Source organism: Variovorax sp. 01N429 (genome assembly GCF_056399425.1).
Map to the genome: position 1 here is coordinate 1 of NZ_JBFTRG010000005.1, position 19,691 is coordinate 19,691.

The 19,691-nt window shown below is 63.2% G+C and carries 16 protein-coding genes and 1 pseudogene; 7 read left to right on the plus strand and 10 right to left on the minus strand.

Features of this window, described 5'->3' with window-relative positions:
- Positions 1-146: pseudogene (locus AC1DSF_RS10515) on the minus strand (NAD(P)(+) transhydrogenase (Re/Si-specific) subunit alpha); the annotation flags it as partial.
- A 237-nt stretch (positions 147-383) separates the two neighbouring features.
- Between AC1DSF_RS10515 and AC1DSF_RS10520 the strand changes: the two are divergent.
- From AC1DSF_RS10520 to AC1DSF_RS10530, 3 genes are read left to right on the plus strand one after another with little or no spacing between them, the layout of a single operon-like run.
- Positions 384-1,094: a response regulator transcription factor gene (locus AC1DSF_RS10520; protein WP_478127379.1), complete on the plus strand. Its 711-nt coding sequence runs from the start codon at positions 384-386 to the stop codon at positions 1,092-1,094.
- 43 nt (positions 1,095-1,137) lie between these two features.
- A complete protein-coding gene (locus tag AC1DSF_RS10525) occupies positions 1,138-3,447 on the plus strand; it encodes a CHASE2 domain-containing protein (protein ID WP_478182809.1) in 2,310 nt (769 codons plus the stop codon).
- Between the two features lie 2 nt (positions 3,448-3,449).
- Positions 3,450-3,926, plus strand: coding sequence for an NUDIX hydrolase (locus tag AC1DSF_RS10530; protein WP_478182810.1), 477 nt, complete (start codon positions 3,450-3,452; stop codon positions 3,924-3,926).
- A 40-nt stretch (positions 3,927-3,966) separates the two neighbouring features.
- On the opposite strand, the gene mnmA is transcribed toward AC1DSF_RS10530, so the two are convergent.
- Entirely contained in the window at positions 3,967-5,076 is a 1,110-nt protein-coding gene (mnmA, locus tag AC1DSF_RS10535) for a tRNA 2-thiouridine(34) synthase MnmA (RefSeq protein WP_478182811.1), read from the minus strand.
- A 118-nt stretch (positions 5,077-5,194) separates the two neighbouring features.
- Here mnmA and AC1DSF_RS10540 point away from each other — a divergent pair, with 118 nt between their 5' ends.
- Entirely contained in the window at positions 5,195-6,904 is a 1,710-nt protein-coding gene (locus AC1DSF_RS10540) for a long-chain-fatty-acid--CoA ligase (RefSeq protein WP_478182812.1), read from the plus strand.
- Positions 6,905-6,945: 41 nt separating this feature from the next.
- Here the strand turns inward: AC1DSF_RS10540 and AC1DSF_RS10545 are convergent, their stop codons facing one another.
- Positions 6,946-7,944 carry an LLM class flavin-dependent oxidoreductase gene (locus AC1DSF_RS10545; protein WP_478127388.1) on the minus strand — a complete coding sequence of 333 codons (999 nt, stop codon included), beginning with the start codon at positions 7,942-7,944 and terminating at the stop codon, positions 6,946-6,948.
- 75 nt (positions 7,945-8,019) lie between these two features.
- Here AC1DSF_RS10545 and AC1DSF_RS10550 point away from each other — a divergent pair, with 75 nt between their 5' ends.
- Positions 8,020-9,579 (plus strand): phospholipase D family protein, encoded by a 1,560-nt coding sequence (locus AC1DSF_RS10550; RefSeq protein WP_478127389.1) that lies wholly within the window; start codon positions 8,020-8,022, stop codon positions 9,577-9,579.
- Between the two features lie 22 nt (positions 9,580-9,601).
- Here the strand turns inward: AC1DSF_RS10550 and AC1DSF_RS10555 are convergent, their stop codons facing one another.
- From AC1DSF_RS10555 to AC1DSF_RS10575, 5 genes are read right to left on the minus strand one after another with little or no spacing between them, the layout of a single operon-like run.
- A complete protein-coding gene (locus AC1DSF_RS10555; RefSeq protein WP_478127390.1) occupies positions 9,602-9,979 on the minus strand; it encodes an SHOCT domain-containing protein in 378 nt (125 codons plus the stop codon).
- Between the two features lie 32 nt (positions 9,980-10,011).
- Positions 10,012-10,239 carry a LapA family protein gene (locus tag AC1DSF_RS10560; RefSeq protein ID WP_478127391.1) on the minus strand — a complete coding sequence of 76 codons (228 nt, stop codon included), beginning with the start codon at positions 10,237-10,239 and terminating at the stop codon, positions 10,012-10,014.
- Positions 10,240-10,266: 27 nt separating this feature from the next.
- Complete coding sequence (locus tag AC1DSF_RS10565) at positions 10,267-11,709, minus strand: basic amino acid/polyamine antiporter (RefSeq protein ID WP_478127392.1); 1,443 nt, start codon at positions 11,707-11,709, stop codon at positions 10,267-10,269.
- A 30-nt stretch (positions 11,710-11,739) separates the two neighbouring features.
- A complete protein-coding gene (arcA, locus tag AC1DSF_RS10570) occupies positions 11,740-13,008 on the minus strand; it encodes an arginine deiminase (RefSeq protein WP_478182813.1) in 1,269 nt (422 codons plus the stop codon).
- A 13-nt stretch (positions 13,009-13,021) separates the two neighbouring features.
- Complete coding sequence (locus tag AC1DSF_RS10575) at positions 13,022-14,440, minus strand: basic amino acid/polyamine antiporter (RefSeq protein WP_478127394.1); 1,419 nt, start codon at positions 14,438-14,440, stop codon at positions 13,022-13,024.
- 260 nt (positions 14,441-14,700) lie between these two features.
- Between AC1DSF_RS10575 and AC1DSF_RS10580 the strand changes: the two genes are divergently transcribed.
- The gene (locus AC1DSF_RS10580) at positions 14,701-15,147 is read left to right on the plus strand and encodes an outer membrane lipoprotein (protein ID WP_478127395.1); all 447 of its coding nucleotides are present in this window, start codon (positions 14,701-14,703) and stop codon (positions 15,145-15,147) included.
- A gap of 102 nt (positions 15,148-15,249) precedes the next feature.
- Here AC1DSF_RS10580 and ssb read toward each other — a convergent pair whose 3' ends face one another.
- Complete coding sequence (gene ssb, locus AC1DSF_RS10585; RefSeq protein WP_478127396.1) at positions 15,250-15,765, minus strand: single-stranded DNA-binding protein; 516 nt, start codon at positions 15,763-15,765, stop codon at positions 15,250-15,252.
- 233 nt (positions 15,766-15,998) lie between these two features.
- Here ssb and AC1DSF_RS10590 point away from each other — a divergent pair, with 233 nt between their 5' ends.
- Positions 15,999-19,037: a PAS domain-containing hybrid sensor histidine kinase/response regulator gene (locus AC1DSF_RS10590; protein WP_478182814.1), complete on the plus strand. Its 3,039-nt coding sequence runs from the start codon at positions 15,999-16,001 to the stop codon at positions 19,035-19,037.
- A 16-nt stretch (positions 19,038-19,053) separates the two neighbouring features.
- Here the strand turns inward: AC1DSF_RS10590 and AC1DSF_RS10595 are convergent, their stop codons facing one another.
- Positions 19,054-19,686 carry a response regulator gene (locus AC1DSF_RS10595; protein ID WP_478127398.1) on the minus strand — a complete coding sequence of 211 codons (633 nt, stop codon included), beginning with the start codon at positions 19,684-19,686 and terminating at the stop codon, positions 19,054-19,056.
- Positions 19,687-19,691: the final 5 nt, after the last annotated feature.

Here is a 19,691-nt window from a genome sequence, read left to right on the forward strand (position 1 = left end):
CTGCTGTCGGTCAGGCTCGCCGCCACCCCCGCACCCGATTGCACTCGCACGGTGTGGCCCTGCGCAACCAGCTTCTTGGCGGTCTCCGCAGTCACGGCCACTCTGGTCTCGCCTGGCACAGTTTCGGCCGGCACGCCTATCAGCATGGAGGTCTCCTCGGGGTAGCTTGGGAATTGGCGCCAGAGCTTACATGAAGAACCGGCCCGCGCGGTGTCCGCTGCGCGCCACCGGAAAGGACCCATGACACGCCGGCTCTATGCGTCGCGCTACCAATTCAATAGCAGATTCAGCATACGCAGCGACCTCGATAGGTACACTTGGGCCGCCCACGACCGAGACAGAGATTCTTGGCGCGGGACATAACGAGATACAGGGAATGGACCATGCGAATTGCAGCGCTTGATGACGAGGCGAGCCAGCTCGAACTCATCCGGCACACGATGGAAAACATCGGCCACGAATGCCACACCTTCAGCGAAGGCAAGGCGTTGCTGCGGGATCTCCGCCAGCAGACCTACGACTTGTTGATCCTCGACTGGAGCCTTCCGGACGTGCAGGGCCCCAGCATCGTCCACAGGATACGCGGCGAACTCAACAGCCGGCTTCCCATCCTTTTCGTGACAAATCGGCGCGAAGAGCAGGACATGGTCGAAGGACTGGCTGCCGGCGCCGATGACTTCATGGTCAAGCCGATCCGGCTCGCAGAACTGCAAGCGCGCGTTCGCGCTCTGCTGCGCCGCTCATACCCCGCCCGATTTGAAGCAGACCTCGTCTTCGGCGACTACCAGTTCACGCTCGCAACGCGTGCGCTCCGCGTCCGTGGACAGCCCATCGAACTCAGCTACCGCGAATACGAGCTTGCCGTCTTTCTGTTCCAGAACATGGGCCGCTTGCTGTCGCGCGAACATCTGCGCGAGGCCGTCTGGGGAGAAGGCATCGACACGCCCTCCCGTTCGCTCGACACGCACATCTCGCGCCTGCGCATGAAGCTCAACCTTGTCCCGTCCAACGGCTTCCTGCTGTCGGCGGTGTACAGGCTGGGCTACCGGCTCGAAGCCATCGAGGACCAGGCGCTTCGGCCGCTCTATTCATGAAGCACCGGACATGAGGCACTGGATCCGGCACAGAGGATCCTGGTTGTTGCTCGCTGCGGGACTGCTCTCGCTGGTCACCTTGCTCAGCATGACCCGGCCCATGCCGCGCATCGACCGGGTCTTGCAAGACAGCGCGCGCGCCGCGTTGGCTTCACCACCATCGCAAGACATCGTCATGGTGGCCATCGACGAAGAGAGCCTCGCCGCAATCGGCCATTGGCCCTGGCGACGATCAGTGCACGCTGAACTGCTGCGGCAAATCGCCGTTCATTTGCCGCGATGCGTCGGGCTGAACCTGCCGCTCGTAGAGCGCGATCTGAGCCATCCGGAAGATGACGCAGCATTGGCGCGAGCAATGAGCGACAGCGGCTGTATCGTGCTGCCGATGCGGATCCGTACGCTGGGCGCCCGGGATGTGCAGGAACTCCTGCCGGCACCCGAACTGGCCGATGCCGCCGACGCTATCGGCCATAGCCGGCTTGCCTTCGACAGGGACGGCATCGCGCGGAGTGTCTATCTGCACGAGGGCTTCGCGGGAAGCCTGCGGCCGCACTTCGCATTGGCGCTGCGCGATGCGGCGGAAGGTCGAATCACGCTGCCGACGGAGCCCACGCCGGTTGGGGCCGACGCCTACCCACGAAGTTGGCTGCGCACCAATCCGGAGAGAATCGTCTTCTCGCGTGGCGCGGACCGCTTCAAGACCGTCTCCTACATCGACGTCCTGAACGGCAACGTGCCGCCCGACGTGTTCCGCGACCGCTACGTGCTCGTCGGCCCGACCGCACCGGGGCTGGGAGATCTGCATGCCAACGTCGCGCCTGACGTGCCCGGCCTCATGTCCGGGATCGAGATCTATGCGAACGTTCTGCAGACCCTGATCTCCGGGCGGCATGTCACGGTCGCCGAGCCTTGGCAGAACTTGCTCTTCAACCTCGTGCCGCTGGCGGTGGCGCTCCTCGGCGTCCTGTGGCTGAGGCCGGCTGGCGTCATCGCGCTGGTCGGCGCCATGCTGCTGTTCCAGCTTGCCATTCACCTCGCTCGTCCATCGGTGGGCGTGCTGTTCGCTCCGGCGGCTGGCGTGACCGGCTTGCTGCTGCTGTATCCGCTGTGGAGCCTGCTGCGGCTTTCGGCGGCCTTCAGCTACCTGCGTAAGGGCACTGAGGAATTGACGCGCGAACTCGGCCAAAGGGCCCTGGAGCCAGCGCGGCGACCTGCGGGCGATTTTCTCGATCGCCAGATGGTCGCGACACAAACGGCGATCGATCACATGCGCGACATGCATCGCTTCGTGCGCGACGGCCTCGATCACTTGCCCGATGCAACCATGACGCTGGACACCGCAGGCCGAGTCGTCCTCGCCAATGGTGCGGCGTTGGCGCATTGGCAGCGCAGCCCGGCAGAAATGATCGGACAGGATGTGCACGTCCTGTTGGCCGAGATTCGCAGACGCACCACGGGCGCGCCGATGATGCCGCCTGGCGCTCTCAGCCGCGAGCTGCATCCCATCGTGGGCGAGAGCGTGGATCCGCAGGGCCGCGCGCTTCTGCTTCGCTGCGTGCCATTCTTCAACGCGGCCGGCGCGCATGCCGGTTGGATGATTGCGCTGGTCGACATCTCGGAGATGAGGAGCGCGCAGAGCCAGCGCGACGAGGCGTTGCGCTTCATCTCGCATGACGCGCGCGAACCCAGCGCGGCGATCCTCACCATCGTCGAACTGGCGCGTGAGCGGCCCGAAGCGTTCACCCAAGCATCGCTGCTGGAGAGCATCGAGCGCCACGCGCAGACAGGACTCGAACTGGCCGACGGATTCGTCAACCTCGCGCGCGCGGAAGCCGAACCGTTTCACACCGAGGTGCTCGACCTGATCGACTTGCTGCGGCAGGCGATCGACAACGCCTGGGCGCGCGCGCAGCGTCAGCAGGTCGATGTGCTGCTGGTCACCCGGTCCGAAGAAGCGCTTTGCATTGCGGATCGCAACCTGCTCAACCGCGCATTTGCCAATGTGCTGAGCAACGCCCTCAAGTTTTCTCCACAAGGCGCCGCTCTTGAATGCAGCATCCGCGAGGACGAACGGCACTGGCGCATTGCGTTTCAAGACGAGGGCCCCGGCATCGCCGTCGAGCTACAGTCGCAGCTGTTTCAGCCCTTCCACCGCTTGCACCACGAAGGCCATCCGGAAGTGCATGGCGTCGGGCTCGGGCTGCTGCTGGTGCGCACCGTCGTGCACCGCCACGGCGGAACCGTGGAGATCGACAGCGCCGCCGGTACGGGCTGCACCGTCACCCTGGTGCTGCCGAAGCCGACGATGGCCGAGGTGGAGGCGCTGGCACCCGCGGCCGCTCAGGAGCAATGAACATGGCAATTCGCTGGAAGCCCAACGTCACGGTTGCGGCAGTGATCGAGCAGGACGGACGCTTTCTGCTGGTCGAGGAAGAGACCTCCGACGGACTCATGCTCAACACGCCGGCCGGCCATCTGGATCCTGGCGAATCGCCCGCCGAGGGATGCGCGCGCGAAACGCTGGAAGAGACCGCGCATCACTTCACACCGACGGCGCTGATCGGGATCTACATGGCCCGGACGGTGCGCAAGGAGGACATCACCTACATGCGCTTCGCCTTCGCCGGCACGCTGGGCGCGTTCGAGCCGGAGCGCGTGCTTGACGAGGGAATCGTGCGTACGCTGTGGATGACGGCGGATGAAATCCGGGCCAGCAAGGAGCGCCATCGGAGCCCCTTGTTGCTGCGATGCGTGGAAGACTTTTTGACCGGAAAGCGTTACCCCCTCGAACTTATCCACGTCGACAAATCGATACAGCCAGCCAGTTCGTGAAACATCGCGGAACTGGCTCTGCCAGCCCGCTGGTGTTGCCTTATCCCGCTCGCGCGATCACGCCCCCACCCAGGCAAACCTCACCGTCATACAGCACCGCCGACTGCCCCGGCGTCACCGCCCATTGCGGGTCAGCGAATTCCAGCCGAAACGCACCATCGGCTCCGTCGCCCAACCGGCACGCAGCATCGGCCTGCCGATAACGCGCCTTCGCCGCATAAGCCCCGTTCGAAGGCGCATCGCCCGCGACCCAGCTTGCATCGTCCGCTTCAAGTGCCGGTGACAACAGCCAAGGATGCTCATGTCCCTGGACCACCCAAAGCGTGTTGCTCTCCACATCCTTCCGAGCCACAAACCAAGGTGCATGCTCACCCGCGCCACGCTGCGCGCCTTTTTGCTTGACGCCGCCGATACCTAGGCCCTGCCGCTGGCCGAGCGTGTAGAAGCTCAAGCCCTGGTGCTCTCCAATGCGGCGACCGCGTTCGTCCTTGATCGGCCCCGGCTCCTTGGAGATGTACCGGTTGAGGAACTCGCGAAACGGCCGCTCGCCGATGAAGCAGATGCCGGTCGAATCCTTCTTCTTCGCGTTGGGCAGGCCGATCTCGTCGGCAATGCGCCGCACTTCGGTCTTGCGCAGTTCGCCCACCGGGAAGAGCGTCTTCGACAACTGCTGCTGGTTCAGGCGGTGCAAGAAGTAGCTCTGGTCCTTGGCCGGGTCGAGCCCCTTGAGCAGCTCATGCCGGCCGGTCACCTCATTGAGCCGCACACGCGCGTAGTGACCGGTGGCGATTTTCTCCGCGCCCAGGCGCATTGCATGGTCCAGGAAGGCCTTGAACTTGATTTCGGCGTTGCACAGCACGTCAGGGTTCGGCGTGCGGCCGGCCTGGTATTCGCGCAGGAATTCAGCGAAGACGCGGTCCTTGTAATCGGCGGCAAAGTTGACGTGCTCGATCTCGATGCCCAGCACGTCGGCCACGCTCGCGGCGTCGATGAAGTCGACATTCGACGAACAGTACTCGCTGTCGTCGTCGTCTTCCCAGTTCTTCATGAAGATGCCGACCACCTCGTGGCCCTGCTCTTTCAGCAGGTGCGCCGTGACCGCGGAATCGACTCCGCCGCTCAGGCCCACCACGATGCGCTGCTTTTTCATGGGTGCGGATTGTCCCAGCACCCGCAAACCGTCGCCCGTATCCGGGAAATCACCGAGAGGCCCAGGCGTGCCGGCGGCTGGTCGGCTTCCACAATCGACAGGTCAACCGGAGAAAAACATGGTTCCTTCCGCCTCCAGCGCTACGCCTTGGACAAAGTGCTACCCGACCGGCATGCGCTGGGATGCCGAGCTTCCCACCTGCCCCGTGCAACAGATCCTCGATGACACCGTTGCACGATGGGCAGACCGGCCAGCCATCGACTTCATGGGCCAGGTCATGAGCTATCGGGAATTCGGAGATGCCGTGAATCACGCGGCCAAGGGCCTGCAAGCGCTTGGCGTCGGGCCAGGGGTGCACGTCGGTCTCTACCTGCCGAACACGCCGCACTATCCCATTGCGTTCTTCGCCATCCTGAAGGCAGGCGGCACGGTGGTGAACTATTCACCACTGGATGCCGAGCGCGTGCTGGCCCACAAGGTCGAGGACAGCCGCACGGACTTTCTCGTGACGCTCGACCTCGCATCGCTCTACCCGCACATGGCGCGCCTGATCGGCAATTCGCGTCTCAAGAAGCTGATCGTCGGCAGCCTCACGGACTACGGCGCCTCGCGCGATGCAGTTCGGGCGCACCTTCAGGGTGCCGGCCAACTGGCCGAAGTGCCAACGGACGAGCGGCACATGTCTTTCACGCAACTCCTGGGCAATGATGGCCACTTCGTTCCGCACGTGGTGCGCTCGGTCGACGACGAGATCGTGGTGTTGCAGTACACCGGCGGCACCACCGGGCTGCCGAAAGGCGCGATGCTCACGCACGCCAACCTGTCGGCGGCCTGCGCGCAATACCTCGAATCGACAGGCGGCGATCCGCCGATCCTGGATCAGGGCGTCGAACGCATACTGGCCGTGCTCCCGCTGTTTCACATCTATGCGCTCAGTGTGAACATGATGCTCGGCATCCGCCTGGGCGCACTGCTGGTGCTTCACACGCGCTTCGACCTCGATGCGGTGATGCACGACCTCGCCGCCAAGAAGATCACGATGTTTCCCGGCGTGCCGACGATGTTCACGGCCATCATCAATCACCCGAAAGCGCGCGAAACCGACCTGCGTTCGTTGAAGTTCTGCGGCTCCGGCGGAGCGCCATTGCCGGTCGAAGTGGAGCACCGCTTCTTCGAACTCACAGGCTGTCATCTCAACGAGGGCTGGGGCATGACGGAGACGTCACCGACCGGCACCTTCACGCCAGCGCGCGGCATGCGCAAGGCGGGTTCGTGCGGCATGCCGCTGCCGGGGATTCACCTCAAGCTCATGAGCCTGGACGATCCATCGAAGGAAGCCGACCTCGGCCAGCCCGGCGAGTTGTGCATCAAGGGCCCGAATGTGATGAAGGGCTACTGGAACAACGAGTCAGCCACCGCGGCGTCGATGACACCGGACGGTTACTTCAAGAGCGGCGATGTCGCCAAGATGGACGCTGACGGCTTCTTCTACATCGTCGATCGCACCAAGGACATGCTGCTGTGCGGCGGCTACAACGTGTATCCGCGCGTGATCGAGGAAGCGCTGTACGAGCACCCCGACGTTGCCGAAGCGTGCGTGATCGGCATTCCTGACGAATACCGAGGCCAGTCGCCCAAGGCTTTCATTAAGCTGAAGGAAGGCGCGGCAGGCTTCACGCTGGACGAACTCAAGCTCTTCCTCAAGGATCGTCTCGGCAAGCACGAGATGGTCGGCGCGATGGAGATTCGAAGCGAGCTGCCCAAGACGGCAGTGGGCAAGCTGTCCAAGAAGGATCTTGTCGACGAGGAAGAGCGCAAGCGCCGATAGGCGGCGTCCGCCGGGGCCACACCCGCACCTTGGCGGCGGGCTCAGCGAGCCGCGGCAAGTTCGTCGCGAAGTCCGGCAGTGATCTCGTACGACCGCAGCCGCGCTTCATGCTCGAACACCTGCGAGGTGATCATGAGTTCATCCGCGCCGGTCTGGTCGATGAATTCCTGCAGCCGCGCCCGTACCGTGTCGCGCGAACCCACGGCGGAACACGACAGAACCGAATCGAGCAGCGCATTTTCCGCCGGACCGACACGCTCACGATAGCCCGCGACCGGCGGCGGCAAGCGCCCGGGCCGGCCGCTGCGCAGGTTCACGAAAGCCTGCTGCCATGACGTCGCGCGGAACGCGGCCTCCTCGTCCGTCTCCGCTGCGAAGACATTGAAGCCCAGCATCACATAAGGCTTGGCCAGTTGTGCGGACGGCTTGAAAGTCTCGCGATAGATCTGGATCGCCTGCATCAGTTGCTGCGGCGCGAAGTGGGAGGCGAAGGCATAAGGAAGTCCCAGGTGAGCGGCGAGCTGCGCTCCGAAGGTGCTCGATCCCAGAATCCAGATCGGCACCTCCAGCCCCATGCCTGGTACGGCGCGAACCGACTGGCGAGGCTCCTTGGACATGAAGTCCATCAGCTCGATGACGTCCTGCGGAAACCGGTCCGCATCGGACTGGAGATCGCGGCGAAGGGCTTGCGCTGTGCGCTGGTCCGAACCGGGTGCGCGGCCAAGCCCGAGGTCGACGCGGCCGGGGTAAAGCGACTCCAGCGTTCCGAACTGCTCGGCAATGACGAGCGGCGAGTGGTTGGGCAGCATCACACCGCCGGCGCCGATCCGGATGGTCGAAGTGCCGGCGCCGACGAAGGCGAGCAGCACCGCCGTCGCCGCACTGGCGATGCCCGGCATGCCATGGTGCTCTGCCAGCCAGTAGCGGCGGTAGCCGAGCTTTTCGCCATGCTGGGCGAGGCTCAGCGAATTGCGAAAGGACTGGGCGGCGTCGCTGCCTTCGGTGATGGGGGAAAGATCGAGGATGGAAAAGGGAACCATGCCGCTATCTTGGCTCGGATTGCCCGGTTTCGGATGCCGAAGGGATATTGGCCCGGCAGCGGGTAGGCTCGCGGGATGTCACTGCGCTTCATATGGACGGGTTTCCTCGGTCTGGCACTTGCTGCCTGCGGCTCGCTTCCCGTCGCCGTAGAGCGGCACGAGTCGTACAGTCTCCAGGTCTCTTCCGCCGAAAGCCCGCTCGCCCAGCTCGCCGCCTCGCAACTTCCGGCCGACGCCCAGTCGGGCTTCCGCCTGTTGCCATTGGGCTCGTATGCGCTGGACGCCAGATTGGCGCTCATCGAACGCGCGACACGGACACTGGACATTCAGTACTACATCATGGAGAACGACGCCTCGGGCCGGGCAGTGTTCGGCGCCTTGCGCGATGCGGCAGCCCGAGGCGTGCGTGTGCGGCTGTTGCTGGATGACCTGAACACCACGAAGGCCGAAGAGCTCATCGAGGCGCTCACGGACGTTCCGAATCTTGAAATCCGCCTGTTCAATCCCTTTTGCTGCGCCCGATCGAACCTCTCGGGCCGGGTCGTGACTTCGCTGGGGGATTTGCGGCGGCTGGACCACCGGATGCACAACAAGCTGCTGATCGCCGACGGTGCGCTCGCGGTGGTCGGCGGCCGCAACATTGCGGACGAATACTTTGCCCGCAATCTGGTGGCCAACTTCATTGACCTGGACGCCGTCGCCGCGGGGCGCGTCGTGCCGCAGTTGGGGATACTCTTCGATCGCTACTGGAACAGCGAAGAGTCTTTTCCCGCGGCGTATCTTTCAAGCTATCAACCGCCGGCCGGCGCGCGGGACGCACTGCTGCGCGAGCTCTTGCCTGCCAGTGCGGCGCACATCGAGATCGATCTTCCGACCCGGGATCTTCTCGAGCTCGAGCCCCTCAGCACCGAACTGCGGGCGCAGCGGCTCACGCTGGTCCCGGGACTCGCCTATGCGGTGGCGGATCTCCCGTCGAAGAGACTGCAGGGCGCCGACGACGTCGAGAACACCAGCCTCATGTCCGGAGCGCTGAGCCAGATGCTCGGCGCACGCACGGAGCTGGTGCTGATCTCGCCCTATCTGGTGCCGGGCAAGCGCGGCATGGAGGTGCTGGGCAGCCTCGAAAGCAAGGGGGTCCACATGACGCTCGTCACCAATTCACTTCCCGCCACCGACTCGACACTGGTGTATTTCGGCTATTCGCGCTATCGGCCGCGGATCGTCAAGGCCGGTATAGAGCTCTATGAGGTCAGCGCGACCACCACCGCCGAGAGCAAGCCGATCTTCGGTTTTGGTGGCTCATCGAAAGGACGCCTTCACGCGAAGTTGGCGGTCGTCGACGAACAAATGGTGCTGCTGGGTTCGTTGAACTTCGATCCCCGATCGGCGCGCAAGAACACCGAGCTGGGCGTCGCCATCGACAGCCCCGCACTCGCGAAGCAGGCGCTGCGCATTGTGGACGCCATGAAGGCCGAGGCCTACCACATCCGCCGGGAGTCGGAGGGAGGCATGCTGGCGTGGGTGCCGCCCGACGAGGACGACGACCAGGCCGTCGACCATGAGCCCGGCATCTCGCTGCTGAATAGTCTGCAGCGACTGCTCCTGCAGCCGCTGGTCCCGGAAGACTATCTCTGAAGGGCGACGGCCGGGGCCAGGATCAGGACAGCGCCTTGGCCTTGAGTCGCGCGAACTCTTCCTGAGTGATGGTGCCGGCGTCGAGCAGCGCCTTGGCATCGGCGATCTGCTCCGCAGGCGACTTTCCGGCCACTTGGCGGATGTATGCATCGGTGTCGGACTTGGCCCGTTGCAGGCTGGCGCGTTGTCTTTCGGCCATGCCTCTGCCGCGCGCAATGATGTAGATGATCGCCGTCAGCCCGGGGATGAAGATGAGCCCGATGATCCACAGCACCTTGAATCCGCCGCCCAGTTCAGAGTCGCGAAACAAGTCGCCGATGATCTGAAAAAGAATGAGGAGGTAGACGATGAGGACAAAGGTCGACAGCAGCAGTTGAATCAGGTCCCAGAAATTGCTCATTTAACTTCCTCTATGTTGTTGAGATTGAAAGACTAGTAAGTACGCGAAGTCGCCTTGTTTGTCCACGTCCGCAGCAGGCCGAGGACGAAGCCCCCGGTGAACATGCCGAGGACGTAGACCAGCAAGACCATGACCGAGGTCGGCAACGTGACACTCATCGAGAACAGCGACACCGTCACCGACTCCATGTTCTGGATCTTGAAGAGCACGACGATGCCGACAAAGATCACGATCAACGCGATGTAGAGGTAGCGGGTCATGTGACTTTCTCCAAGTAAAAGGGCTGCTCAGACAGCGATCGCGCCCGAAGCAAGCGCGACGACCGCCGCGACGGCGGCAACGACCACGACCACAAAAACGCCCAGCTCGGGCCGCGTGAAGATTCGCTCCTTCTGTTCGCGCCGTGCGACCAAGTAAAGAAGAGTCCCCGGCGCATAGAGCACTGCCGAGAGCAAAAGGAATTTCAATCCGCCGGCGTAGATCATTCCGGCGGCGTACACGGTCGCGATCGCGCCGCGCACCCAATCGCCAGTGCGGCCACGATCATGACCACGGCCATCGACGACGTAGGTCTCTCCGGTCCAGGCGAGCTTCAATCCATAGGCAGCGACGAGCAGATACGGAATCAGCGTCATCGAACTCGTCATCTTCAGGGCGAGCGTGAACGCGTATTCGGCGAACCACGTCACAAGCAGGAAGACCTGGATGACTGTGTTGGACAGCCAAAGCGCAGCTGCGGGCACACGGTTCTTGTTTTCTCGCGCGAGAAAGGCGGGCATCGTCTGGTTCTTGGCCGCGGAATGGAGCACTTCCGCGGCGAGCAGCGACCAGGCAAGATAGTTGCCGAGGATCGAGATCAGCAGGCCTACGCTGATGAAGATCAGGCCCCAGGAGCCGACCAATGCTTCCATGACTCCCGCCATCGCTGGCGTGGGCAGCGCGGCAAGGTCCGGGCGCAAGAGCACGCCATATGAAAGGATCGTGACGAGGATCAGCAGGCACAGCACGCCCAGGAATCCCAGCACGGTGGCGAGGCCCACGTCCTGGCGCCGTTTGGCGTAGCGTGAATAGACGCTCGCGCCTTCGATGCCGACGAACACGAACACCGTGACCAGCATCGTGCTGCGCGCCTGGTTGGCGACGCTCGTCAGGCTGCGCTCTTCGCCGCCAAAGAAGTTCCAGGCAAAGATGTCCGCCCTGAAGCCGACGATCGCGACCACGATGAAGACGACGATCGGCACGATCTTGGCGACCGTCGCAATCGTGTTCAGCGCCGCCGCCGATTTCACGCCTCGCAGCACGAGGAAGTGAACACCCCACAGCACGACCGTGGCGGAGACGATCGCGAGGACGGTGGTTCCATCGCCAAAGGCCGGAAAGAACTGTCCGAGCGTTGCCTTGATGAGGATCAGGCAGGCCGTGTCGGCAAGGCAGCACCCGATCCAATAGCCCACTGCGGAAGCGAAGCCCAGGTAATTTCCGAAACCGGCCTTGGCATAGGCGTAGATGCCGGCATCGAGGTCGGGCCGCCGACGAGACAAGGTCTGGAAGACGAAGGCCAGCATGAGCATCCCGGCACCGGCGATCGTCCACGCGATCAGCGCGCCGGCGACACCTGTCGACCTCCCGAACGCTGACGGAAGGGCGAAGATGCCCGAGCCGATCATCGAGCCGACGACGAGGGCGATCAGTGCGCCGAGCGAAAGCTGCTGGTCCTTCGAAGTGGTCATGCCGGTCGAGCGCGACTTCCTGATTCGTGGTCAGTAGTCCACGGGATCGCGGCTGATCGGGCAAGTCATGCAGTGACCGCCGCCGCGGCCCCGACCAAGTTCGGCGCCTACGATGGTGATCACCTCGATGCCCTCCTTGCGCAGCAGCGTGTTGGTGTAGGTGTTGCGGTCGTAGGCATAGACCACGCCGGGAGATGCGCACACCAGATTCGCGCCGCTGTCCCACTGGGTCCGCTCGCGCTGATAGTCGCTGCCGCCGGCCTCCACCACCCGCAGCTTCTTCAGCCCCAGTGCCTGCGCGACGACATCGACGAAGGACTTGCTTTCCTTGCGCAGCTCGACGCCGCTCGGATGACTGCTGGGATGGTAGGAGAAGGTGCTGGTCTTGTTCATGAAGTCCGGCGCCAGCAGCACGCAGTCGCGGTCGGCAAAGGTGAAGACGGTGTCCAGGTGCATCGCCGCGCGGATCTTCGGCATGGCCGCGACGATGACGCGCTGCGCCGCGCCCTTCTTGAACAGCGTGGCCGCAAGCTGGCTGATGGCCTGGCGCGATGTCCGCTCACTCATGCCGATGAGCACGACACCCTTGCCGATGGGCATGACGTCGCCGCCCTCGAGCGTCGCGAGGCCATGGTCCTGCGTCGGGTCGCCCCACCACACATTGACCTTGCCTGCAAAGTCGGGATGAAACTTGTAGATGGAGGTGGTGAGGATGGTTTCCTCGTGCCGCGCGGGCCAGAACAGCGGATTGAGCGTCACGCCGCCATAGATCCAGCAAGTAGTGTCGCGTGTGTAGAGCGTGTTGGGCAGCGGCGGCAGGAGGTATTCGGTGCCGCCCGCGGCTTCCTTGGCGACCTTGAGCGCGGCGCCGCCGTGGGCTTCGGGAAAGTCGTGGGTGGAGAGGCCTCCGATGAGGGTCTCGGCCAATGCGCGGTTGTCCAGGCCTTCGAGATAGCTGCGCAGTTCGTCGACGAAACCCAGGCCCACCTGATTGGGCACCACCTGGTTGTCGAGGATCCATTTCTTGCCCTCTGGCACTGCCACGGTCTCGGCCAGGAGGTTGTGCATCTCGACCACTTCGATGCCGCGGTCCCGCATCTTCGTCACGAAATCGAAGTGATCGCGCTTGGCGTTCTCCACCCACAGGACATCGTCGAAGAGGAGCTCGTCGCAGTTGCTCGGCGTCAGGCGCGAGTGCGCGAGACCGGGCGCGCAAACCATGACCTTGCGAAGCTGGCCGACCTCGGAGTGAACGCCGAATTCAGCCGCATTCGAATTGCCCGCACTTGTCTTGGCCATGATGTGTCTCCAATCAGATGGTGAAGAGTCCCGTCGCCAATCCGTAGATGCCGTAGACGGCACCCAGCACGGCGACGACGAAAATGATCCAGTCCACGGGGGTAAAGACTTGCTTGCCCTGTTCGCGGCGCGCCCAGATGTAGAGGATGGTCCCCGGGGCATAGAGAACGGCCGAGAGCACGATGAACTTGAGCCCCCCGGCGTAGATCATGAAGACCGTGTAGATGACGGCCACGCCAGCCATGATGAGATCGCGCCGGCGCTCCTGCGGCCGCACCTGGTAGCTCTCGCCGCGCTTGGAGATCATGAAGCCATAGGCCGCCACGAAGAGATACGGAATCAGCGCCATCGCGCTCGTGAGGTTCAGCATGAGCGCGAACGCATCGCGCGAGAAGTAGGTGCTGATGACGAAAAGCTGCACGATGATGTTGGTCAGCCAGAGCGCATTGGCCGGCACCTTGTTGGCGTTCTCGCGGGCGAAGACGGCCGGCATGTCTTTTGTCTTCGCAGCAGTGAACATCACTTCGGCACAGATCAGCGACCACGCAAGATAGGCGCCGAGCACCGAGACGATGAGCCCGACACTGACGAACACCGCACCCCAGGGACCGACGACCGCCTCGAGCACGGCAGCCATCGAGGGCTGTCGCATCCCGGCAATGTCCGCGCGCTGCAGCACGGCGTAAGGCAGCATCGTGACCAGCACCATGAGCCCGGTGACGCCGATGAAACCGATGATCGTGGCCTTGCCGACGTCGGAGCGCTCCTTGGCGTAGCGCGAATAGACGCTCGCGCCTTCGATACCCAGGAAGACGAAGACCGTGACGAGCATCGTCGCTCTCACCTGCTCGAAGATGCTCCCGGTGAGATCGCCGCCATACAGGTTGCCGCTGAAGAGGTCCATCTTGAACGAGAAGATCAGGATGACGATGAAGACCACGATGGGGATGATCTTGGCGACGGTGACAACGCTGTTGATGAAGGCGGCCTGCTGCACGCCCTTCAGGATCATGAAGTGAAAGAGCCAGATGCCCAGCGACGCGACAACGATGGCCACGACCGTGTTGCCGTCGCCGAAGACAGGGAAGAAGGCGCCCAGCGTGGACTTGATGAGCACCCAGTAAGAGACATTGCCGATGCAACTGCCGATCCAGTAGCCGAAGGCGGACAGAAAGCCCGGGTAGTCTCCGAAGCCCGCCTTGGCATAGGCAAAGACACCAGCGTCCAGGTCCGGCTTGCGCTCGGCCAATGCCTGGAACACGCGCGCCAGCATGTACATGCCCGTGCCTGCAATCAGCCAGGCAATGACGGCACCGAGTGGACCCGTGGCGTTCGCAAAAGTCCGCGGCAAGGAGAAGATCCCTGCGCCGACCATCCCACCGACCACCATCGCGGTGAGCTGCATGCGGGACATCTTCTGTTCAGCAGCCATGGGTCTCCTCGATGGTCGCGAGCGACCTGCTGGTTGTTGTGGGAAGTGCGCGCACCTTTGGGTGCTTGCCCCTTGCTCTATAGGGCGGGCTCAGCATCAGTGCGCCTCAAATCTTTGTCAAGTCGACAAAGGATGCGCGAGACGGTGAGGCATCGGCGTTCATTGCCCCAAGGGGCAAGCGCCAATGCACATTGGTTCAATTGCCCATTGCGCACCTGATGCGATCATCTTTTTTCATTCTTGTGGAAGGAGATATTCCAATGACATCGCGACTTCTCTCTCGGCTCGCAGCAATTGCGATCACCCTTGTCCTCGCCGCTTGCGCGGCGCCAGGCTCTCAAACCGACACGATGGCGATCCGGCAGGGTGTGATCGAGCAGATCATGCCCACGCAGATCCCGAGCTCGCATCACACCGGTGTCGGCGCGGTGCTCGGTGGCCTCGCGGGCGTCGGCGTCGGCAGCTTGATCGGCGGCGGCACCGGGCGCGACGTCGCGATGGTGGTCGGTGCCATCGGCGGCACGATGGCGGGCTCCGAAGTGGCACGCAGGTACGACCGGCCGCTGGAGGGCCAGCAGATCTTCGTTCGCACCGCCAGCGGCGTGCTGGTCGAGGTCACGCAGCCGGTCACGCCCGGACTGCGCGTCGGGCAGCGCGTGTACATCCAGGGCAGCGGCGATGGTGCACGCGTGATCCCGCAAGGTTGAGTTCGTCCGGCTACAACGAGCCGACAAGCACAAAGACAAAGGGCCGGTTCACTGCGAACCGGCCCTTTTCAATGCGAGGTGAGGTGAGGTGAACGAGCCCGATCAGAACGGGATGTCGTCGTCCATGTCGTCGAAGCCCGAAGATGACTTCGAGGGCGCCTGGCGCGGTGCTGGCGCCGGAGCGCGCGGAGCGGATGCGGGCGGACGCGAATAGCCGCCGCCTTGCCCCCCCCCTTGCGAATATCCCCCCCCGTCGTCGTCGCCGGACGGGGCGCCCTGTCCCTGGCGGCTGCCGAGCATCTGCATTTGATCGACGCGGATGTCAGTGGCGTACTTTTCCACACCGTCCTTGTCGGTGTATTTGCGGGTGCGGATCTGCCCTTCGACGTAGATCTGCGAGCCCTTGCGCAAATACTGGGCCGCGATTTCGGCCAGCCGGCCGTTGAACACCAGACGGTGCCACTCGGTGGCTTCGCGCATTTCGCCGCTTTGCTTGTCCTTCCACTTGTCAGTGGTGGCCAAGGTCGCGTTGCACACTTGGTCGCCGCTCGGGAAGGTACGCGTTTCCGGATCTCGTCCGAGATTGCCGACGAGGATGACTTTGTTGACCGATGCCATATGTACTGCCCCTGGGAGATGCCAGTAATTCTGTGAGTCGCGGGTTCGCGAAAGCGATCGAGTCTACCTCGCCGCGAGCAACCTGACGACCGGCTCCTTTGGCACCCGAATCAGGTGCCAGCTGATGGCGCATCGGTAAGAATGCCCCCCCGGTGAGCTGGCGGACGACGGCGTTTCCGCCCTGAATCTGCCCTCCCGGCTCGTCAATGCCGTTCATTCGGCGCGGAGGCCTCATGGCGACCCCAATCACTTCCCTTACCCAAAAGATCGACCGTGGCGGCGCCATCACGATGGTTTTGACCATCCTTCTCGGCGCGGCAAGTTATCTGTTCGGACAATCCAGCGCCATCGAACTGCACTGGTTCTGGGTCGCGTTGATTGCGCTGTGCATCATCGGCGTGTCAGCTGTGCAGATCGCGCGCCTGCGCTCCCTGCAGGATCGGGACGACGAGCTCAGCGCCATCGTGGACGCCGTGCCGCACATGCTGTTCTTCAAGGACACCCGGTTGCGCTACCAATTGTTCAACACCGAATTCAAGCGGACATTCGACATCGACTCGAACGCCGGAATCGGCAAGACCGACCGGGATTTCTTCGGCCCAGAGCACTGGGAACGCTACATGGCGCAGGACCGCGAACTGATGGCTGCCGGCGTGGCCCGCAACTATGACGAAGAGATCGTCATCCAGGGAACGGTGCACAGCATCCAGTCACGCAAGCAGCCGGTGTATGACCGCCACGGCACCCTGCGAGGGCTGGTCGGCGTCTCGCTGGATGTCACGATCGAGAAGCAGATACAGCGCCAGCTCGAGGACGCCAACATGCGCCTCGGCATGGCCCTCGAAGCGGCCAGCATGGGGTCTTGGGAATGGAACATGGCCACCGGAGAGGTGCGCGCCGACGCGCGCACCCGGTTGATCCTGGGCATGAAGGAGAGCGATCACGACGCCGCTTCCGTTTTTGCCCGGCTTCATCCGGAGGACGCGAAGGAGACCAGGGCCCGCATCGACCTTGCGCGCACGCGCAAGGAGGTTGCCACCTTTGAGTTCCGGGTCATCGATGACTCAGGCGACGTGCGCTGGGTGGAGGGCTTTGGCTCGCTCGATGAAGGGCGCGGCGGCCTCGATTATCTGATCGGCGTCAACCGCGACATCACCGAACGTCGCCGAGGCGAGCTCGAGCTCAACGCAGCGAAGTTGCAGGCGGAGCGCGTGCTGGCCGAGCTCGAGCAATCACGGATCGACCTCGAACTGGCGTTGACCATCGGCGGCCTGGGTGTGTGGCGCTCCCTCACCACGCTGCCCAAGAACGCGGATCTGACCGATCCCGCATTCGGAGCCACCGTCATCACGGCGGACCAGAAGATTCGCGAGATCCTGGGGATCGACGACCATGCCGACGATGACCCGCTCACATACCTGAAGCTCGGCGCGCTGGTTCATCCTGATGACCTCCGAAGCGTCGTCGGCAAACTGAGGCGCACGTTCGACAAGGGGCAGGAGGTCTACAGCGACCAATACCGCATCTGCAGACCGAACGGGACGATCCGCGTGATGGAGGTGCGAGGCAGCTTGGCGCTTCGATACGAGTCGGATACGGTCGTCATGGACTTCACCGGCATCGCAAAAGACATCACTGAAGAAGAGGAGCTCAAGGCCAACCTCATCACCAAGGCCGAAGAAGCGCGAGCGGCCGTGGATGCGAAGACCCATTTCCTCGCCATGATGAGTCACGAAGTGCGCACGCCGCTCAATGGCGTGCTGGGAATGATCGACCTGGTCATGGAGACGCCGCTCACGGACGACCAGCGAAGCATGCTGACGGGATGCCGCAAGTCGTCAGTCGCACTGCTGAGGATCATCAACGACATCCTGGATGTCTCGAAGATCGAGGCGCGCATGCTGGGGTTGGAGAGCCGACCGCTTTCGCTGACGCGCCTCATCGAAGACGTATGCACGAGCTTTACCGCGGACACCACACGCAAGTCGATCGCCCTGAAATTCCACCTCGATGCTGGAATTCCGCAGTACGTGATGGGCGATTCGGTCCGGCTGCGACAGGTGCTGACCAACCTGATCGGCAATGCCGTGAAGTTCACGCACCAAGGCAATGTGAGCGTCCAGGCGCGACTCACGCGAAACGGCCGACTGGAAATGACGGTGGAAGACACCGGCATCGGCATTGACCCGCTCTTCACGAGTTCGCTCTTCGAGCCCTTCAAGCAGGCCGAAGTAGCCACCACCCGCCGCTATGGCGGCACCGGGCTGGGCTTGTCAATCGTGAAACAATTGGTGGAGTTGATGCGCGGCAACGTCCGCTGCGAAAGCACGCCCGGTGTCGGCAGTCGCTTCATCGTGACCTTGCCTTTGCGCGCATGGACACCCGGCACAGGCTCCGCGCCAGGGCACAGCCCGGCGCCTCATCCCGTCATCGATGCGGCCAGATTCGAACATGACGCCGTCGGTGGCGCTCTCGGCTTGAAGGTGCTGCTGGCGGAGGATCATCCAATCAATCGGGAGGTGATCACGCGGCAACTCGTGAGGCTCGGCTGCACGTGCGAATGCGCGGTCGACGGCCAGGAAGCCTGGGAAATGCTGATGGCTCCGGAAGCGGATTACGCACTGCTGCTGACGGATTGCCACATGCCGCGGCTCGACGGCTATGCGCTGACCACGCGATTGCGTGAAAGAGAATCTGCAGAGGGTCTGCCGAGACTGCCGATCATCGCGTTGACAGCCAGTGCGCTGCAGGGCGAGGCCGAGCGCTGCCTGGCGTTGGGGATGGATGTCTATCTCTCCAAGCCTCTGCAACTGGGCGATCTGCGCGATGCGCTGGTGAAGGTCATGTCGCGGGAGCCGCAAGAAGATGCGCTGGCGGCGCCAGCCGGCCCCGTCGACGTCGCGAAACCTGCGGAAGCAGCGCGATATCCGAGCCTGACGGCGCTATGTGGTGGCGACCTCGGCAACGTCGCCGAACTGGTCGGCATCTTCGTCACAGCGAGCGAGGAAGACCTGGAAAAGATGGACCGGGCCGCTGGGGCCGATGACTACATCGGGCTTAGAAAACTGGCGCATCGACTGTGCTCGGCATGTCAGCAACTCGATGAGCGCAACGCTGTCGATGCGTTCCGGACCGTCGAGTTGACGAGCGCGGACGATGAGAGAAAGCTGATCGAGGCCACGCGCGAAGCCTATGGCGCGGCAAGGGCCGAGCTCGAATCGGTGCTTGTTCGAGCCGGCGACTTCGCCCGCTCGTATCGGCGAACTGCCTGACCCATGTGCTGGAGTGTCAGGCCACCAGCTGGTTGGCTCGCGAGAAATCCACCAGTTCCACGAGGCTGGAGATGCTCAGCTTCTGGAAGATTCGCGCCTTGTAGCCACTGATGGTCTTGTTGCTGATGAGGAGTGTTTCGGCAATTTCCTTGTTGCTCAGGCCGCGGGCAAGATATTGCAGCACTGTCAGTTCGCGATCGGAAAGGCTCTTGATCAAGGCACCCGGCCGCGCACCGTCTGCGAGCGCCGCGTGCGACGCCAGGATCGAAGTCGCGAACATGCTGTAGCCGGCGAGGACCGTATGGGCAGCCTGGACCAACCGCTTCAGATCCTCCGTCTTACTGATGAATGCGTTGGCGCCGGCCTTGACCGCGCGCGCGCCGAAGATCGATTCCTGTTGACCGGAGAGCACGAGAAGCTTCGTGTCGCCGTGCAGCTTTCTTACGCGTTCGATGACGTCAAGACCGTTCAATCTCGGCAGATCGAGATCAAGGATCACCAGCTTCGGCTGAAGCTCGCGGATGACCGTCAATGCCGAAGGGCCGTCACTCGCCTCGCCGACGATTTCGAATTCACCGGTGGACTCCAAAGCGGATCGAACGGCCAGTCGAATGGCAGGGTGATCATCCACGACGACTACTGATTGCATAACCT

Bases quoted from the DNA above. Each gene is read 5' to 3' on its own strand.
- AC1DSF_RS10555 (WP_478127390.1), bottom strand. From the start codon at position 9,979: ATGAGCAATTTCTGGGACCTGATTCAACTGCTGCTGTCGACCTTTGTC.
- AC1DSF_RS10520 (WP_478127379.1), top strand. From the start codon at position 384: ATGCGAATTGCAGCGCTTGATGACGAGGCGAGCCAGCTCGAACTCATC.
- AC1DSF_RS10550 (WP_478127389.1), top strand. From the start codon at position 8,020: ATGTCACTGCGCTTCATATGGACGGGTTTCCTCGGTCTGGCACTTGCT.
- AC1DSF_RS10545 (WP_478127388.1), bottom strand. From the start codon at position 7,944: ATGGTTCCCTTTTCCATCCTCGATCTTTCCCCCATCACCGAAGGCAGC.
- AC1DSF_RS10530 (WP_478182810.1), top strand. From the start codon at position 3,450: ATGGCAATTCGCTGGAAGCCCAACGTCACGGTTGCGGCAGTGATCGAG.
- AC1DSF_RS10580 (WP_478127395.1), top strand. From the start codon at position 14,701: ATGACATCGCGACTTCTCTCTCGGCTCGCAGCAATTGCGATCACCCTT.
- AC1DSF_RS10540 (WP_478182812.1), top strand. From the start codon at position 5,195: ATGGTTCCTTCCGCCTCCAGCGCTACGCCTTGGACAAAGTGCTACCCG.
- AC1DSF_RS10575 (WP_478127394.1), bottom strand. From the start codon at position 14,440: ATGGCTGCTGAACAGAAGATGTCCCGCATGCAGCTCACCGCGATGGTG.
- ssb (WP_478127396.1), bottom strand. From the start codon at position 15,765: ATGGCATCGGTCAACAAAGTCATCCTCGTCGGCAATCTCGGACGAGAT.
- AC1DSF_RS10595 (WP_478127398.1), bottom strand. From the start codon at position 19,686: ATGCAATCAGTAGTCGTCGTGGATGATCACCCTGCCATTCGACTGGCC.
- AC1DSF_RS10590 (WP_478182814.1), top strand. From the start codon at position 15,999: ATGGCGACCCCAATCACTTCCCTTACCCAAAAGATCGACCGTGGCGGC.
- arcA (WP_478182813.1), bottom strand. From the start codon at position 13,008: ATGGCCAAGACAAGTGCGGGCAATTCGAATGCGGCTGAATTCGGCGTT.
- mnmA (WP_478182811.1), bottom strand. From the start codon at position 5,076: ATGAAAAAGCAGCGCATCGTGGTGGGCCTGAGCGGCGGAGTCGATTCC.
- AC1DSF_RS10565 (WP_478127392.1), bottom strand. From the start codon at position 11,709: ATGACCACTTCGAAGGACCAGCAGCTTTCGCTCGGCGCACTGATCGCC.
- AC1DSF_RS10560 (WP_478127391.1), bottom strand. From the start codon at position 10,239: ATGACCCGCTACCTCTACATCGCGTTGATCGTGATCTTTGTCGGCATC.